Annotated in this window: 18 protein-coding genes and 1 other RNA gene; 14 read left to right on the top strand and 5 right to left on the bottom strand. The window is 46.5% G+C overall.

Annotated features, from left to right (window positions below; genetic code table 11):
- The first annotated feature begins 57 nt into the window (after window positions 1-57).
- The 8 genes from NK638_RS00160 (at window position 58) to NK638_RS00125 (ending at window position 4,358) form a co-directional block, all read left to right on the top strand.
- Window positions 58-348: a hypothetical protein gene (locus NK638_RS00160; protein ID WP_274631431.1), complete on the top strand. Its 291-nt coding sequence runs from the start codon at window positions 58-60 to the stop codon at window positions 346-348.
- Between the two features lie 72 nt (window positions 349-420).
- Entirely contained in the window at window positions 421-759 is a 339-nt protein-coding gene (locus NK638_RS00155; protein WP_274631430.1) for a hypothetical protein, read from the top strand.
- A gap of 46 nt (window positions 760-805) precedes the next feature.
- The gene (locus NK638_RS00150; protein WP_274631429.1) at window positions 806-1,627 is read left to right on the top strand and encodes a DUF2303 family protein; all 822 of its coding nucleotides are present in this window, start codon (window positions 806-808) and stop codon (window positions 1,625-1,627) included.
- Between the two features lie 84 nt (window positions 1,628-1,711).
- Entirely contained in the window at window positions 1,712-1,933 is a 222-nt protein-coding gene (locus NK638_RS00145) for a TraR/DksA C4-type zinc finger protein (protein WP_342454217.1), read from the top strand.
- Window positions 1,934-1,950: 17 nt separating this feature from the next.
- The gene (locus NK638_RS00140; protein WP_274631428.1) at window positions 1,951-2,514 is read left to right on the top strand and encodes a hypothetical protein; all 564 of its coding nucleotides are present in this window, start codon (window positions 1,951-1,953) and stop codon (window positions 2,512-2,514) included.
- Window positions 2,515-2,678: 164 nt separating this feature from the next.
- Window positions 2,679-3,047 (top strand): hypothetical protein, encoded by a 369-nt coding sequence (locus NK638_RS00135; protein ID WP_274631513.1) that lies wholly within the window; start codon window positions 2,679-2,681, stop codon window positions 3,045-3,047.
- Complete coding sequence (locus tag NK638_RS00130) at window positions 2,942-4,036, top strand: tyrosine-type recombinase/integrase (RefSeq protein ID WP_274631511.1); 1,095 nt, start codon at window positions 2,942-2,944, stop codon at window positions 4,034-4,036. Before NK638_RS00135 ends, NK638_RS00130 begins: the two co-directional genes overlap by 106 nt.
- 10 nt (window positions 4,037-4,046) lie before the next feature.
- On the top strand, window positions 4,047-4,358 hold the full coding sequence (locus NK638_RS00125) for a hypothetical protein (RefSeq protein WP_274631427.1): 312 nt from the start codon (window positions 4,047-4,049) through the stop codon (window positions 4,356-4,358).
- Window positions 4,359-4,430: 72 nt separating this feature from the next.
- Here the strand turns inward: NK638_RS00125 and ssrA are convergent.
- Together ssrA and NK638_RS00115 are read right to left on the bottom strand one after the other, a co-directional pair.
- Window positions 4,431-4,789: a transfer-messenger RNA gene (gene ssrA / locus NK638_RS00120) on the bottom strand.
- A 196-nt stretch (window positions 4,790-4,985) separates the two neighbouring features.
- Window positions 4,986-5,657, bottom strand: a complete 672-nt coding sequence (locus NK638_RS00115; RefSeq protein WP_274631426.1) for an alpha/beta hydrolase — start codon at window positions 5,655-5,657, stop codon at window positions 4,986-4,988.
- Between the two features lie 311 nt (window positions 5,658-5,968).
- On the opposite strand from NK638_RS00115, the gene NK638_RS00110 reads away from it, so the two are divergent.
- The 3 genes from NK638_RS00110 to NK638_RS00100 all read left to right on the top strand — a co-directional run bounded on the left by NK638_RS00110 (window position 5,969) and on the right by NK638_RS00100 (window position 9,036).
- The gene (locus NK638_RS00110) at window positions 5,969-6,784 is read left to right on the top strand and encodes a response regulator (protein ID WP_274631425.1); all 816 of its coding nucleotides are present in this window, start codon (window positions 5,969-5,971) and stop codon (window positions 6,782-6,784) included.
- A 180-nt stretch (window positions 6,785-6,964) separates the two neighbouring features.
- Complete coding sequence (gene creC / locus NK638_RS00105) at window positions 6,965-8,719, top strand: two-component system sensor histidine kinase CreC (RefSeq protein WP_274631424.1); 1,755 nt, start codon at window positions 6,965-6,967, stop codon at window positions 8,717-8,719.
- Window positions 8,720-8,835: 116 nt separating this feature from the next.
- A complete protein-coding gene (locus NK638_RS00100) occupies window positions 8,836-9,036 on the top strand; it encodes a hypothetical protein (protein ID WP_105243788.1) in 201 nt (66 codons plus the stop codon).
- A gap of 102 nt (window positions 9,037-9,138) precedes the next feature.
- Here NK638_RS00100 and aroC read toward each other — a convergent pair whose 3' ends face one another.
- The gene (gene aroC / locus NK638_RS00095; RefSeq protein ID WP_274631423.1) at window positions 9,139-10,242 is read right to left on the bottom strand and encodes a chorismate synthase; all 1,104 of its coding nucleotides are present in this window, start codon (window positions 10,240-10,242) and stop codon (window positions 9,139-9,141) included.
- A gap of 103 nt (window positions 10,243-10,345) precedes the next feature.
- A complete protein-coding gene (prmB, locus tag NK638_RS00090) occupies window positions 10,346-11,521 on the bottom strand; it encodes a 50S ribosomal protein L3 N(5)-glutamine methyltransferase (protein ID WP_274631422.1) in 1,176 nt (391 codons plus the stop codon).
- A gap of 366 nt (window positions 11,522-11,887) precedes the next feature.
- On the opposite strand from prmB, the gene NK638_RS00085 reads away from it, so the two are divergent.
- Entirely contained in the window at window positions 11,888-13,303 is a 1,416-nt protein-coding gene (locus NK638_RS00085) for a L,D-transpeptidase family protein (RefSeq protein ID WP_274631421.1), read from the top strand.
- 156 nt (window positions 13,304-13,459) lie between these two features.
- On the opposite strand, the gene NK638_RS00080 is transcribed toward NK638_RS00085, so the two are convergent.
- Entirely contained in the window at window positions 13,460-13,672 is a 213-nt protein-coding gene (locus NK638_RS00080) for a hypothetical protein (RefSeq protein ID WP_192994967.1), read from the bottom strand.
- A gap of 390 nt (window positions 13,673-14,062) precedes the next feature.
- Between NK638_RS00080 and NK638_RS00075 the strand changes: the two genes are divergently transcribed.
- Window positions 14,063-15,772 (top strand): TIGR00341 family protein, encoded by a 1,710-nt coding sequence (locus NK638_RS00075; RefSeq protein ID WP_274631420.1) that lies wholly within the window; start codon window positions 14,063-14,065, stop codon window positions 15,770-15,772.
- 222 nt (window positions 15,773-15,994) lie between these two features.
- Entirely contained in the window at window positions 15,995-17,089 is a 1,095-nt protein-coding gene (locus NK638_RS00070; RefSeq protein WP_198336952.1) for a YkvI family membrane protein, read from the top strand.
- Window positions 17,090-17,240 lie beyond the last annotated feature (151 nt).

Raw genomic sequence — 17,240 nt, 5'->3', positions numbered from 1 at the left:
CTAATTATTTAGCATATGCTAAATTAGTATGCATCACATCGACACAGAGTAACTGTTATGAACTCAATCAAAGATTTACTAGCCAGCATCGGCACCATCACATTGTTAGCGCTTGGTATGACAGCAGCAACGGCTGGCGCGCAACACATCAACCAAGCGTTTGACCGCTCGCAGGCAGGCCATGACGCCATGATTGCAGAACACAAGGCCTACCTAGCCAGCGATGACGACTACTATGTCACCGACCCTATGAATGGCTTTGACGAAGAAGTCTATGAGGCATCCGAGCAGGCAGCTACCGCTCGTCATGCCAATCTATTTATCTCTAATGCTTACGCTGACAATTAACTCCAACCCTGTCTTGCCAGCTGGCGAGCCAGTCCAAACAACCTAAATAACTTAACTAAAAAGGACAGTCCTATGACTACCCCAACCAATGCAGAAAACTTCGTAGGCGAACTTAACGCCGGCGTATTTGCCAAACAACTTGGCCATGTCTTATCAGATGTCGCTGAAAGTGTCGCTAGCCACGGTAAAAAAGGTGAGGTGACCATCAAGCTACGTTTTGCACCATCAAAGGCTGAAAATCAAGTTGAGATGGAATGCGATCTCTCTTATAAGGCTCCCAAGGCTGGCCGTGGTCATCGTGCAGAGCTAACGCCAAGCGATACGCTCATGTATGTCAACAAAGGTGGTCGTCTGAGCTCATACCCTGAGAATCAGCATGACCTGTTCGTCAATCACACTGCTGCCGAATAACGGCAGCAGTCAATCCAACCAAACCCATCATTAAGGAATACCAAAAATGTCAGACAATAATGCGCAAATCGTGGCCGAATTGGTTCAGCAGCAGGATATGAGGCTAAAAAACCCTGATGCGAAATCACTAGTGAGTGTCCCTGAAGGCTATACGCTAAAAAACACCGAATCAAACCAAGCGTATCGCAACCGTTTTCGCGGTACGTTTTCGACCACATCTCTACAGGGGTTTGCTGACTATATAAGTCAACGTGATAGTGCGGACAAGTGCTTTGTTGATAATACCAGTGTCAATCAACTGTCCTGCCAAGCGATTTTCAATTTGGGTGATGAATTAGTAGCTGGTCACGCTGACGATACTGCCAACCTAGTATTAAAGATCACAAATGAGTTTGCTGCGTTGCGTAAAAATCAGCGACTCACCCAGAAAGAACTTATCGAATTTGTGCAAGATTACGCTTACTGCTTGTCGTTCCATGAATCAGTAGATGGTGAAGTTGCTGAAAAAATGAGCCTTGCTACTGCCATTAATGCTTTCCGTAACGTGACCATTAAGACAGCGCGTGAGATGACCAGTGATGTGCGAGATATGAGCTCAACCAAATCAGCGCTCGAACATATCGAAGCAGATTCAGCAGCAAAACTACCAGGCTTTATTGTTATGAACGCGCCTGCATATGACGACTTACCAGTAGTAGACATAACAGCGCGTCTATCTGTAATCACAGATGATGACAACGTTCGCTTTGGTGTCCGTATCGTGGGTGAGCACAAATTACTAGAAGACTCAGCTGACTTCTTTATAGATCTAATTAAGGATGTTGTGCCTGAAGGCTTGCCTGTCTATGCCGGTACATTCGCGCCGTAAACAATCATTGTCTATAAGGTAAGGCTTGCCAGCATATACATCAGTGCTGGTAAGCATCAATCGAATTTGTAAGGTAGGTAACTAATGGCTGATGATATTGATCGCGCTGGTGAGCGCATAGATGCTGAAATGACTGCTCGTCTTAGAGTGTTGCCGGTATTCGATATACCCTCGCTTCCTGAGTGCATATCATGCGGTGAAGAAATACCAAGCAAGCGACGCGCCATTGGTGGCGTAAGGCGTTGCTTAGACTGCCAAAAGCACCATGAAAGCTCGGTAAGATTTTGGAATCACGGTTTTAAGTAATAAGGGTGGAGATACTTATGGAAGCATTTATTAAAGAAAGTGATTTTAATTGGCTGTGTTTGGCATTAAAAGGAGAATGTAGCGAGCGACCTCACCTAGAGTATATCCATGTTGCAAATGGCAATGCTTACGCTACAGACGGTCACCGTATGCACGTAGCGCCTTGCAAGCTATATGATGGAGTTTATTGTCGCTATGAAATTGCAGAGAGCCTAGATTTTGGAATAGAGTCTCCCGACAGTAAGATCGATGTCGAGACACCTGATGGATTTAAGCCGCAAGTCGTTATGATCAAGCAAGCGGCTAAAGCATTCAACCCCGCCAACGAAATAACAGCCTCTGACTTCTACGTGCAAAACGGCTTCTATGGTCAATTGGTGGCAAAAGATGGTAATAGCGCCTTTCAACGTATATACGTGCTTGAAGCAACTTTTGGAATGTCTACCAAGGGCCAGACTATTTTACACACCCACACCAATAATGATGGCGAAAACTTTATGTATGCCAATGATGACGAAAGGTCTTTTGTTGTGATGGGTATGAAGTTGAACAAGGAGAGTGATTGTGAGAAAAAAATATAAGATAGTCGGCGAATTTCCTATGGCAAATGGACGATCTCAAGTAAGTATTGAGTGTCCATTCTGCGAAAAAATCTTTAATGCGTATGTTCGTTCAATGGCAGGAAGTGGTAAGAAATGCCCTAACTGTAGCGCCATACATCATTACAGAAGTGGAGAAGCTGAAAATGAAAAATGAAACTCAAGCCATAATCGACCTACTCCATCAGATGGGCCTAACGCCCCTTGATTGGGTAGATGCCAAGCAGTTTGCTGCGCTGACTGGCATTGCCGAGCAAAAGCTAACTCACCGTAAGCGAGAGTGGCCAGAAAACGTTGTTTGGATGAAGCAGAGTGGTAACCTATATTACTCAATAAGAGGATATAACAAGTGGATGACAAAACAAGCAAACATACGTTACCGCAAGGCGTGCGGCTTAGATCAGGTAGCATCCAAATCCACTTTGCACGAAACGGTGCCAGGTATCAAGTCACACTCCCGCACCCAGTCACTGCAGCGGGTATCAGTGCAGCGGTTAGAATTAGACGCGACTTAATCACTAAAGCGGAGTGGGGTGTGCTGACTGAAGCAGACCTCGCCGCCGCCAGAGGCGAATGGGTAAATGATAATAGTGTTGTTGTAGAAGATGGCGCTCTATTTCAAGAAGTCGCCCAGAAATATCTGAAACACTGTGAAGCCAATGCCGACTCTAAAAAAGACTATATCAGCGCGCTAAATAAGCACTGGATGCCGCGCATGGCACTGATACCTATTCATGACATAACATCCGACCTGATACGCGACATCATATCTGATATTGGATTTAAATCTGATAAGACATTTAATAACTGTCTGGTGCCACTTCGCGGCGTATTTGATAAAGCGATTGAATTACGTCTTATCACGCCAGCAGACAACCCAATGTCGATGATCAAGAATAAAAAAGTGCAGTCTGGGTTACCGGACCCATTTACGCGCGATGAGATGAATGCCCTATTAAATTGGCTGAATAAGAATTTGACAGATAAGGACCATTTTTATTATTGGTATTTTGAAGTCGCGTTTTGGACGGGCTGCCGCCCCAGCGAGCTTTATGCTTTGAGATGGAAGGACATCGACTGGTTTAATGAGTCAGTTATCATTAATAAAAGCCGTGTGCGCGGCGTTGAGAAGCAAGTCACTAAGACCCATACAGCGCGCGAAGTATATTTGAATGACCGCTCGAAGCGTGCATTTGAGGCACTAGAGGCTATGAAGCTCAGCGATGACTATGTGATGATATGCCCAGAGACCAGCCAGCCATTTTATAATGAAAAGCCTGCCCGCATGCGGCTGATTGAAGCAATGAAGGCGACAAGGGTAAGGCGTCGCCCAGCATATAATGCTAGACACACCTATGCGACGATGTTACTAATGTCTGATGTTAATCCAGTGTTTGTAGCAAATCAGCTTGGCCATAGTTTGCAAATGCTTATTAAGCGGTATGGGCGTTGGCTGCATGGTGATCAGAACAAGATTGAAGTATCTAAATTGAATACGGATTAAGGATTGCACTATGAAAATAGATGAGGTTATTGAAAACTTAGAGATAGAAGTTTTATGGTTGCTTAAGCAGGACAGTCAAGAACTTCTAAAAGTAGAGGTCTCACCAGAACTTTATATAGAACTAGAAAAACGCGCTTATTTTAGATGCAATCATTCTACTGTTTGTCAAACTTGGCAAGGATTGCCGATTGAAGTATGCCATCATTTAGGAAAGCCATACGATATAAAAATAGAAGCAAAACCTGAAACTATAAATTTATTTAAATCCGATGAAATTGCTATACCAAGATACAAAGCACCTTTTAAATATCAAGATATATAAAAAACAATTTACGTCAAAACTACGTCATAAAAAAAGCCAGCCACCTAAGTGACTGACTTTCTTTAAAATATTTGGTGGAGATGGCGGGAGTTGAACCCGCGTCCGCCAGCATTACGCTCATGAATCTACATGTTTAGTTTCTGTCTTTAGTTTTAATCCGCACCGATCCGACAGTCAGGATGGATTGGACGATTCTCTACTTTTGAACCCAAGCGATTGAGACAATCACTTGTGGCGAACCTATATACGGACGCTTCAACTGGGCTAACCAACTATAGGTAATCGGCAGCGCAGTAAGCAGGGTTTAAGCTGCTAGAGCGTAAGTTTCGTCGTTTGCGACTATAACAATATATGTTTGATTAACGAGAGGACATACACTCTCGACATGCATCATTGAGTTTCATCACCAGCGTCGAAGCCAGAACATCCCCAATAAGACTGAGTATTTTAGACTAACTTAAGCTTTGACTCAACCTATAACCGTTAGTTATTACATTAATTTACAGGTTGGCTATTACGTTTAAAGCTTATCCATCTGTTTTAATTACTCTACTTACTATATAGGGTCAACTCACCTAAGTTCAATAGCTAAGAGACTATTTATAAGGCAATATTTATAAGAAAAAGTTAAGCTAAAACCTTATTTAACCATCTACCGATATTCTGGATTTGCGGCATACAGACTTGATGTGCCATCGGATAAGTATGATATTCAACGTTGTAGCCTTTATTTGTCAATAACTGCTGCGCCTGCTCGCCGAGCATCACGGGTACGACTGGATCATGCGTACCATGCTCAATCAAAATCGGTAGGTCTCTATTGGCAGCACTATACTCAATATTGTCATTGGTTGCTAAGTAGGTAGAGAGCGTCATCAGACCCGCCAAGCGCTCTGGATGACTGAGCGCCACATGATAAGCAACCGCCCCGCCCTGCGAAAACCCAGCGATAACGATATGTTCAGGTTTGACGCCGCGCTCAATTTCACGGGCAATCAAATCGCGAATCTGCTGCGCGGATGCCTCAATTTGTATCACATCAACTTTACGCTCAAGACTCATCTCCAAGATATCATACCAAGCCGGCATCACCATCCCACCATTGACCGTGACAGGACGCTTGGGCGCATGCGGAAAGATAAACCGTACTGCCATGTCGTCAGCCAGTCCGAGCTGCGGCACCACAGGCTCAAAATCATGACCGCTGGCCCCTAAGCCATGTAACCAAATGACCGCTCTGTCTATCTTTTTTTGTGCCGGATTGTGCTCGGCGGTGACCACGTCTAGATACTTACTCATTATCGCTAGTTTCCTTTTATAAAGCATAAAATATGCATCAAATATAGAACTGAGATGGCGTTTGTATCGCCTTTATCCCTATTATTTTCATCAATTTTTCACAGTGTTTTGCACTGACTGACAAAATCCAGTCACGCTTTTGTGCTACGATAATTATAGACTCTGCTACAACTGATACCAATTTCTGCAGAGCAAGTACGACTGATATCAAACACTGCGCTCACTACTGTATGACGCCTTATTTATATTTTTCAATCTCATATCACCAGTGCCCTATATAGCAGGCACCCTTTAATAAAGATATTACGTTTATGACTCATATTTTACTGGTAGAAGACGATCCGGCGATTGCTATGTCGCTCAAAGTTACTTGCAAGCGTGAGGGCTGGCAGATGACGTGGCTCGATAACGCCAGTAGTGTATTGCCGATGCTACACAGTAATGAGGCGCAAGATTTATCGGCTATTATTCTAGATATTGGGCTGCCCGATGGTGATGGGCTCAGTCTCTGCCAGCAGATACGCCATACACCGGATATAGGCCAATTAAAAGATATCCCTGTGGTGTTTTTGACCGCGCGTAGCGATGAGGTTGATCGTATCTTGGGGCTAGAGATGGGCGGCGATGACTACTGCGCCAAGCCTTTTAGTCCTCGTGAGCTGGTCGCACGCCTAAAAGCCATTTGGCGTCGTGAGCAGCTGCTCTTTGAGCAATCAGCGGCCACGGCGACTGTTACTGAGGCGGCTGAGAACGCCAATCAGGATGTATCTGCCCTTTCCTCTGGCAGCACTCCTGCTCACCATCTATCAGGGCAAGCCTTGAGCTTTGAGTGTCAATCTGGCATCTGGCATTACCAGCCGCTCAATTACTCTTTGATGTGGCAAGATACAAAACTGGAGCTGAGTAATACCGAGCGTAAGATTTTATTAACCTTATTACAAGCGCCCAACCAAGTCTTTAGCCGTGATCAGCTGCTAAATGCGGTAAGCGACTATCCTGATCATCGCCTCGCGCGGACGATAGACAGTCATATCAAATCCATCCGTAAGCAGCTGGCGATCGTCGATCCTAGCCGCGATGTTATCTACACGCATCGCGGTTTGGGGTATGCCTTATGTCCGGCTTAGCGCATCCGTTATAGTCAATTCACTCTAAAAATGACATAGCGCTGCTGGGATGAATTTTGCGCAGCCTCTGTGATAACAGCACGCAAGTAAAATTTATACCAGTAGCGCGTTTAGATTTATAACAATTTTAATTTGAACTGACTATATACTCATTTATAATATTACTAAAGTGCTAAAGACATGAACGCTCCTGATAAGAGTCATCGTCACCTTGACAAAACACCTGCTAATCAGAGCAATTGGTATGCCAAACTGCACCCCATTGGAACCGCGCAACAAACCCGCAGTCCGAAACGCCTGCTAAATTTGAGCATATTTTTTCGGATTTGGCTTGCAGTCGCATTAGTGCTAAGCATCTGCGGTGTGGTCGCTTTCACGCAGCTGTTTGGCTACGTCAAACCCACCGCCCAACAAGTCATCGAAGACACGTTGCTAGATACCAGTAAACTGCTGGCTGCGACGCTGCAGCTACCATTGGCATCAGGGCAATTGTACGATGATACTTATCAAGCCACCCTTGATGCGACGCTCAAGCACACTTCAGGCGCGCGCTCTACCCTCGAGCCTACCCAAGAATCCTCAAATAATAACAACTCTCGCGTTTATGTAACAGACGCGAATGGCGTGGTCATATATGACTCTTTGCCTACCCCGCTCAATGCCGAAGGCCAGGACTATAGCCGCTGGAATGATGTGTACCTTACGCTGCAGGGTCGCTACGGCGCGAGGAGCACGGCAGATATCAATAGCACTCGTGGTAGCTCTATTATGTATGTCGCGCAGCCTATCATCGATAGCAGGGGTGCCGTGATCGGTGTCGTCAGTGTTGGCAAACCGGTCGATAGTGTGCTGCCATATCTTGATAATACCCGCAATCGCATGCTCATTACCGCGCTGCTGATGAGCATTGCCGCTCTTATCCTCGCAGGACTGGTGGCATGGTGGCTCAAACAGAGCATTACTTTGGTCACGCACTACACCAATGCCTTAGCTGAAGACACCAAAAAACCCTATTTTTATTTCGGTCATGAGCTCAACAGCTTGACAGATACGATCGAGTCTATGAAACATCGGTTAGAAAACCGCGCCTATGTCACCGACTATGTCCATACCTTGACTCACGAACTCAAAAGCCCGCTAACCGCCATTCGTGCTAGTAGCGAGCTATTAGAAGATGAGCAACTAGATGCAGAAGATCGGCAGATGTTAAACCACTCGGTCGCTGAACAAAGCATCAAAATGCAGCAGCTGATTGATCGTTTATTACTACTGGCCAAGGTCGAGCAACCTACCTTTAAGCTCAATCGGCAACTGACAGCGCTACTGCCAGTATTGCAAACCCTCACAAAAAACAACAGCGCCAAACTACAACAGCAAAACCTACCACCTATCAATATTTATAGTGAGGATAAGTGTGTGACTGACTTGGTCATCGCCGAGGCTCCAATACGGGCCAATGCGTTGACAAACCCGCATGTCTTTGCTGATCCGTTTTGGTTGGTACAAGCGCTACAAAATGTGTTAGATAATGCCATTTATTTTGCCAACACTGAGGTCACCCTTACTGTGTATAGCCACTCTCACGATAGTAGCGACAAAACCGTGACCATTGATATCTTTAATGATGGCAAACCACTGCCCGAATACGCCCTCTCTAAAGCGTTTGATCGCTATTTTAGTCTCTCGCATCAAAGCCTGCAGACCCCTCCCTCAATCTATCAAGCACCCGATCAAACCAATCAGACTGCGCCTGATCAGGCTAATACAGCGCTTAAAAAAGGCACGGGTCTGGGCCTCACCTTAGTCAAGCAAGTAATCGAACACCATGGCGGTCATGTGAAGATCAGTAATATCGGCACAGAGCAAGCCTTTGCTAGACATGACAAAATTCCAAACGCTGGTGTCAGCGTACGCATTACCTTACCGCTGGCTTAAAACACACCCGTTATACCAATTCATCGATTTTTCATCAGAACTGCACAGGATTTCTACTCGCTTGTCTTACGATGACGTTATACACATTCATCAATTATCTTAGGAGTAGAGACCGCATGCCACAGTTATCAATGCATCCGTCTATTGTCAAAAACTTAGTGGGGCAAAGCCGTCAGTGCTGTGCTCAGACTTTATCCGGCCAGGGGATAGATAGTATCGCGTTTGGTCATTGGCTTGCCATACCCAGTCAGCAGCTACTATTGATATTTCGGCATCAGCAGTGCGTGGCGATTGATACCTATCCGCTGGCAGCGTAACCGATTGACCACTCACAAAAAAGCCCTTTAGCATTTTTAGTCATGGCACACTAAAGACGCTAAAGGGCTGATACGCTAGATAACTGATGCTATCTCACGATATTACGTAATTGAGGAGACCGGCGGCTCGACATCGGCGTTTTGACCACGGTGGCGCAGATAATGATCGAGTAACACAATCGCTAGCATCGCCTCGGCGATCGGGGTGGCACGCACCCCAACGCAAGGATCATGACGACCTTTGGTCAGCATGTCGACAGCTTCGCCTTGGGTATTTATACTCTTGCCAGCCGTGGTGATACTAGAAGTTGGCTTGAGGGCGATGCTCACGCGGATATCTTGTCCTGATGAAATACCGCCCAAAATACCACCAGCATGATTGGCCGTAAAACCCTCTGGCGTCAGCTCATCACGAGAGCGATGACCGAACTGCCCTGCTACCGCCATACCATCGCCAATCTCCACCCCTTTGACCGCATTGATACTCATCATGGCGTGAGCGATATCCGCATCCAGACGGTCAAATACCGGCTCGCCCAGACCCACAGGCACCCCACTGGCGATCACTTCTAGACGCGCGCCGCAGCTGCTTCCTTCGCGGCGCAGACTGTCTATCAAAGCCTCAAACCGACCAATAGCGTCTTTATCCGCCGTAAAAAACGGATTGCTATTGACAAAGTCCCAATCAATTTGGCTAGTATCAGTGACGCTGCTATATTGATCGCCTAGCTGCGTTACATGGCCACGGATTTGCACGCCCAAGCGATCTTGCAGGTATTTTTTGGCAATAGCACCAGCCGCTACCCGCATCGCCGTCTCACGCGCTGACGAGCGTCCACCACCGCGATAATCGCGAAAACCGTATTTCATACTATATGTATAGTCGGCATGACCCGGACGAAAGGTATCTTTGATATCGCTATAATCTTTGGATTTTTGATTGGTATTTCGAATCAGCAGCCCGATCGAAGTGCCTGTGGTCTTACCTTCAAAGACGCCTGAGAGGATCTCGACTTCATCGGCCTCACGGCGCTGGGTTGAGTATTTAGAGGTGCCTGGCTTGCGGCGATCCAGATCTACCTGCAAATCCTCTGCCGACAGTGCCAAACCAGGTGGCACGCCATCGACAATGGCCATCAATCCGGCGCCATGTGACTCACCGCACGTCGTGACGGTAAAAACCTGCCCAATACTATTGCCTGCCATATCTGTCCTTAAATCCGTAAAATCTATTGCGCGCTATCCTATTGAGGTATTGACGCATGGTCGCCGCTTTTATTTGTCATCTAACAGCACCGCCTACATACGACTACTGCGCGCTATCCAATAACTGCACATAAGCGGCAAACAGCTCGCGGTTTGCCACCAGCTCATCATAAGTCATGGCAAACACTCCATGACCACCACGAGCAAATTTTAACCAGTCAAAACTGATATCAGGATAGGCTTGTTTTAGCGCCCATTCACTATCGCCTACCTCGCAGACCAGCAAGCCTTCAGGGCTCAAATAATCTGGCGCTTCAAATAAGATACGATGTACCAAGTCCAAACCGTCTTGACCCGCTGCCAATGCATGCTCAGGCTCATATAAAAATTCAGGCGGCAAATCAGCCATGATGGCAGCATCGACGTACGGCGGGTTGGTGACGATTAGCTCGTACTGGTTTTCAGCAGGTATCTTGGCAAACAAATCTGACTCAATGACATTGATTTGATGACCAAGGTCATGATGATCAACGTTGACCATCGCCACCTCTAGCGCCCCTTTATCGATATCAACTGCATCGACCAGCGCATCGACAAAACGGGTCGCAAGCGCAATGGCAATACAGCCAGAGCCTGTACATAGGTCTAAGATACGCTCAGGCTGTGATAGCTGTTTGACGTCCAAACCATGGTCATAAAATACCGAGGTTTGCTCATTGACATCGACGCCGAGCGGTTTGGCCAGCTCATTGACCTCAAAGTACGGATGAAACTGCTGGCGAATCAGCTCGGCGATGGGCGAGCGCGGGATGAGCACACGCTCATCGACATAAAACGGTAAATCACAAAAGTACGATAAGTTGATTAAGTAGCTCAGCGGTTTGCGCTCAGCGATACGCTCTTCTAATAAGCTCAGCACCAGCTGCTTTTCTGAAGACGTCAGGCGACAATCGAGGATTTGCTCATTGGCCGACCAGTCCAAAGACAAAGAATGTAAGACGATAGCAGAGGCTTCGGCAAACTCATCCGTGGTGCCTTGAGCGACGACCACATCATAATTGCGCAGCTGGGTGACCGAAAAACGGATAAAATCACGAATACTCACAAGCTGCTCACGTGCTTCTGCAAGCTCAGCATGTAAATTGGCAAATTGCTCATGCTCACCGAGCAGACCGGTCTCTAAATCATACGCCATATCACTTTCTGCGACCTGCGCGCCCTCTTCATTGAAGTACTGATTTTGAAACGCTTCTGCGCTCATTGTTTGCTCTTCTGACATATCGCACCTTGCTGATTGCATGCTTACGGATAGCATGCGGATGGATTAAATCGCCTGATAATAAAAGCCGATCTACTAAATAAAAATCTCGTTTACCATTATAGACGCAAACCGTAACTTGCGCCAATACTTGCATTTATACTGTCACATTCATCTTTGTTTCTAATTTACTTTTATGTATCAGATTGCCTCAGTAGCTTACTTGGCCATCTACACATTTTCACTATATTATTGCCCAACTGTAGTGAATACGTCAGCAGTTGACGTTTAGACGTCTTAAGATAGAAAAACATGTATCAAAAGTTTGCGAAGCGCCACAATTATGCGCATAATAACCCCATTAGTAGCAACCACAAGTAATGTCATATGATGAAAAAAAAGCCACTTATTACCGCTATTTCAATCGCTATCATTAGCGCCAGTGTTAGCGCGTTTGCCGCGCCCGATGAGACCGCGCGCACATTGCCAGTACGTACGGCTGAGACCCTACCAAGTCTTGCCCAAAAAGTCAGTCTTGATGTGCAAGAAAACCGGAGTCACACGATTGAGCCGCGTGCGACTGAGGCGACGTCCAGCGTCAAGCCAAACAAATCCGCCTCAAGCGATAGCATGACGCAGCTGATTGACTCAAAACAAGCCTCAGATGCCGCCCCCAAGGCAAACACGGCTGATAATATGAGTGCCGCCGATCTGACTTTAAAGGATGAGCAGTCTGAGCGCACAGATGACATCAGTGAAGGCCAAGCCGTTGCTGCCCCCAGCAATATCGATGCTATCGACTCCTCTGATCCGTTGTCTTTTGAGCTACCAGACAACGAAAAACGCCAAGACTTCAGCGACGACCCTACCATCAAAAGCATCGAAGACAAAAACGGTAAGCGCTATACCACGCTGAACTTGTCAAGCTATGCCAAACAAGTCAACAACGCCGTTTGGTCGCCGAACATGAAAGTCAACTCAGCGATGACGATAAAAATGCAGGCACTGCTAGATTGGAACCATGCCTCTCCTGGTCCTATCGATGGTGGCTGGGGCATGAACAGCAAAAAAGCATTGATCAACTTTCAAACCATGAAAGGCTTGCCCGCCACCGGCAGGATGGATCAAAAAACGTGGAATGCCTTAACCAAAAACATCCCCGCCAATAAGCCGGTACTGGTGACTTATACACTGACTGATGACGACATCAAAACCAACTTTGCCAGTACACCTGCAGGCTCAGAAGCCAAGTCAAAAATGAAGGGCCTATACTACCAAGACATCAAAGAGATGCTGGCTGAGCGCTTTCATATGGACATTCGCTACTTGGACAAACTCAATAAAAACAAAACCTACAAAGCAGGCGAGACCATCACTGTCCTAAACACCCGCGACCCTCTCAACCAACGTATCAACCGCGTGGTCGCCAACAAAGCCGACAAAACACTGTATGCTTATAATGGTGACAAGCTTGTAGCCACTTATCCGACCACCGTAGGTAGTGACGCCACCCCGTCTCCACAAGGTACCTTCAAAATCATCAATAAGGTCAAGATGCCTTGGTACAAAGCGACTGTCGGTAAAGGCTCGCAGAAAAAAGTACACATGCTGCCACCAGGCCCAAACAACCCCGTCGGCGTCGTATGGATGGGTCTATCTAAGCCATCATATGGTCTACATGGCTCGCCAAAGCCTGAAGGCATCAGCCGTCAAGCATCAGCAGGCTGTGTGCGTCTGACCAACTGGGATGTGCTCGAGGTATATGCCAATATCGAAAATGGCGCAACCGTCGAGTTAAAATAACTGTTTAACTGGTATTGTATAGCGCAACCAAAAAAAAGACCTTGCTTGCAAGGTCTTTTTTTTGGCGTATATAAAACAAGAGGCTTAAAGCAGTGGCTAGGTATAGGTTTGGTGCAAATCCAAAAACAGAAAGTCACCCATTCAGCTAAGATGCGATTACGTATTATAGCCTTCCTCATTACCCGTGATGCTGCCGACTTTTTTGGTAAAAAACAAACCTGCAGGAATAGAGAGCAAAAGACCGGCGACGACCGCGATTTGCACATGCAAAATTTGATTAAAACCTGTCACCAAAGCACCAATGATAAAGACACCGACTGTCACGGTCGCAGCGATTGAGTAAATAACAGAGAATAATGGCCAATTCATGAATTACTCCTTACTTTTTTTGTGGGTATAACTCCTTTATACACTAAATCCATAAAAAAAGTAAGTGTTTCTCACAAACCCTCAGGCCAGTTATAGCAACTGATAACGGGTAAAGACCTTGCTATTATTAAGGTTTTTATAATAAACCTCTTTATCATTATTGCTACATCATTTTTATACTACCGATTTTTCTTATTGCCGCGTCTCTGACTGAGTCCATAGTTCATAGTTGTCAACCACATTGCGCTACATGACCACCACTCATCCATTACTATCTTCGGTGCTGCCTGCTCGGATGCTGCTCGATGATGACTCGCAAAAAACCCACACATCTGCGGCCATTTATCATTACAATAACGAGTGTCTTTTTTTGATAGAAAGCTACCTATTATGACGTCTGTTGATAAACAAAAAGCTCACCACTCATCCAGCCACACCGCTGATACAACGGCACCATCTCGCACCGATGAAAGCTTAGAGACGCCAACGACTAAGACAGACACTGATGTCGAACCTACTGTCACTGATGACGCCGAAATAGAAAATAGCGCTGATAACAGTAGATGTGATGACGATGATAAAGATGACGATATGGCATGTGCCAAACCTCCTGAGTCTAAGATTAGCATGGAATCCATCGCACCTGATGTCGTCGTTGCGACCTTAGAGACCACGGACCCCGATGCACCATCAGCAAACGACCAGCCAACCTCAGAATCAGAGACTTTAAACCCTGATGCTGATGCTGAGCAAACGCCGACACAAACAGCCGAGCAAGCCTCTACATCCGTATCTCAGCAACAGACAGATACTAATGCCCTTGACCAAGAATATGATAAAGAAAATGACCAAGGACACGATAACAGCGAAGTAAATGAGGAGCAGCAAAACCCAGAGAATGCTGAGCAACAACCCAAAACTACCGACGCAGAGCAGCTAAAAGCGAGCAAAACAACAGACAAGCCAGCAACAGATGATAGCGACCAGCAAGAGGATGAGATAAAAGAAGAAAAAGAAGCCAAACTAGAGTCTTATAAGCAGTTTGCAGCGGAGCAGTTTAGCAACCAAAAAGTCGACTATCCTGAGGTACGGGTAAAGATAGAAGCCAACGCCCTGCCCAGCAGGATGTATTTTATCATGAATATCCTCTCAGCCATCATTGCCAGCTATGGGCTGGTGACCAACTCAGCTGCGGTGGTGATTGGTGCGATGCTGGTGGCTATGATGCTCGGGCCCATCACGGGCGTGGCATTGGCCATTATCGATCACCGGATGCCGCTGCTGCGTAAGTCGCTGATTACGGTACTTTTGGGCATTACTTTGGTGTTGATAGTTGGTTTCATCGTCGGCTGGCTGCACAAAGACCAACCTCTCACCGCCGAGATTTTATCGCGTACGCAGCCGACCTCTATGGATTTGATGATTGCCTTAGCAGGTGGCACAGCCGGCGCTTATGCCATGGTATCCCCGCATCTTTCGGTTGCCGTTGTTGGGGTGGCAGTGGCGACTGCTTTGGTACCACCACTGGCCGCTAGCGGGATTTTGTTTGCCAATGGTGAGATGCAGCTAGGCTTTGGCGCGCTGTTACTGGCAGTGACCAACATCATTGCGATTCAGTTTACCAACGCCTTAGTGCTGTGGGTGCTTGGGTTTCGGCGACTGGTCGATGACGACTACAAGTCCAGCAACTACCTGACTTTTTTGCAGCGTAACGCGGTGACGTTGTTATTGTTAGGCGGCCTCGGTACCTATCTAACCATCAACCTACAAACCAACGCCAAGCAGCAAGTGTTTGAAAGCAGTGTCAAAGAAGCCATCAATCGCTATTTTATCGATAAAGGCAACGTGCTGACCAACACTCAGTTTGATAGCACTGAGCAAAACCAAGTGGTCCGCGCTGTCATCCGCGGTGAGACGACACCGAGCGCTTATGACGTGCAGCAAATAGAAACCCACATCACCCAAGATATGGCAAAAAACTTCCCTGATTATCTGCCGATAAAACTCCAGCTGCGTTACCTGCCCGTACAGGTCATTGAGTCCAATCCGCTGACACAAGACAAACTCGACGAAACGGATGCCGCGATTTTGACCAATTAACGCTGAGGGCGTGTAAATCAAATGTATCGGCTGTACTCGATTGCTGACTTCCCAATGCCGTGTTAGTATCTAGGCTTTTTTTACAGCCTTACTGCCATGCTCTTGTTGTCTGACGCGCAGTCGTCTGTCAATAAAGCATTGAATACTATACTTTGCGCCGCAGCAACAACTCAGGCAGATTAGCCTCACCAACCTAAACTTCAGGGATAGGAGTACATCATAGTGAACAAACAATCTTGGCAAATAGCCGCAGCCTATATGTCAGTAGTCGTTGGCGGTGGTTTTGCCTCTGGCCAAGAAGTCCTTCAGTTTTTTACCGGCTACGGGATGGCAAGTGTTATTGGCACACTGGTTAGTGCCGCGCTGTTTGCTTTTTTGGGTATGCAAATTGCGCGCATGAGCTCAAATATGCAGGCCAACTCACACAAAAAAGTACTGTATAGCTTATTTGGTACGCGCGCTGGGTTGGTTGTGGATGTGGTGTTATCATTCTTTTTATTTGGTGTGGGCGTGGTCATGCTGGCTGGTAGTGGTTCCATCTTTACGCAGCAGTACGGTTGGCCACCACTGGTAGGCAGTGTTTTTATGACGGTACTGGTCGTCGCCACACTCTGCTTAAAAGTAAAAGGCATTATCAGGCTAATCAGTATCATCATGCCTGTGCTGCTGCTATTGATATTGGCGATTACCACCTACTCATTTTTTAACAGCACCGCCTCAAGTGAGACGCTAAATAAGGTAGCGCAAGAAATACCTACTATCAGCTCAGACTGGCCGATCTCAAATTGGTTTTTTGGGGCGGTGCTTTATGCCTCATTTAATATCGCAGTTGGCTTTCCTATGCTGGCAGTCATTGGCGGTATGACTCGCTCCGAAAAAACAGCAGCCAGCGGTGGCGCGATGGGCGGGCTCGGCTTGGGCTTGTTAGTATTTTTACTCAATATTGGCCTTTTCGCTAACATCGACACACTCATCGGTGTTGAGATGCCTACTCTAGGACTGGCTTCAAACATCTCACCCGTATTGGCGATCATCATGTCAGCGACGCTCATTTGTATGATATACAGCACCGCCGTGGGTATGTTTTTTGCTTTTAGTACCCGCTTTGCAACACCAGGGACAAACCGCTTCAAAGCACTTAGCGCGTTTTTTGCTATCGTGGGTCTTGGTTTAAGCCAGCTCGGTTTTAGCACACTCATTGGCACCGTGTATCCCATGCTGGGCATTATTGGTCTCATCATGATCGTGGCTATTATTTGGGTGTGGGTACGCAACCGCAAGCAGCCAATACAAGCGCAAGCTCAAACATCAAGTTAGCAGTTGAACGACTCATGCCGTCATTTGCGGTAAGACCCGTTCACGCTGATTGTTTGTAAATGAAAGCCTCATTGACCTTCACAATACCCCAACAGTGATAACTCTTATACCAAGAGCTTGGGCGTTTGTGCTAAAATCGCTTGCAAAATTA

The sequence above is a fragment of the Psychrobacter sp. A3 genome (assembly GCF_028823565.1).
Lineage (GTDB): Bacteria > Pseudomonadota > Gammaproteobacteria > Pseudomonadales > Moraxellaceae > Psychrobacter > Psychrobacter celer.
This window is presented reverse-complemented; position numbering and strand designations above follow the sequence as displayed.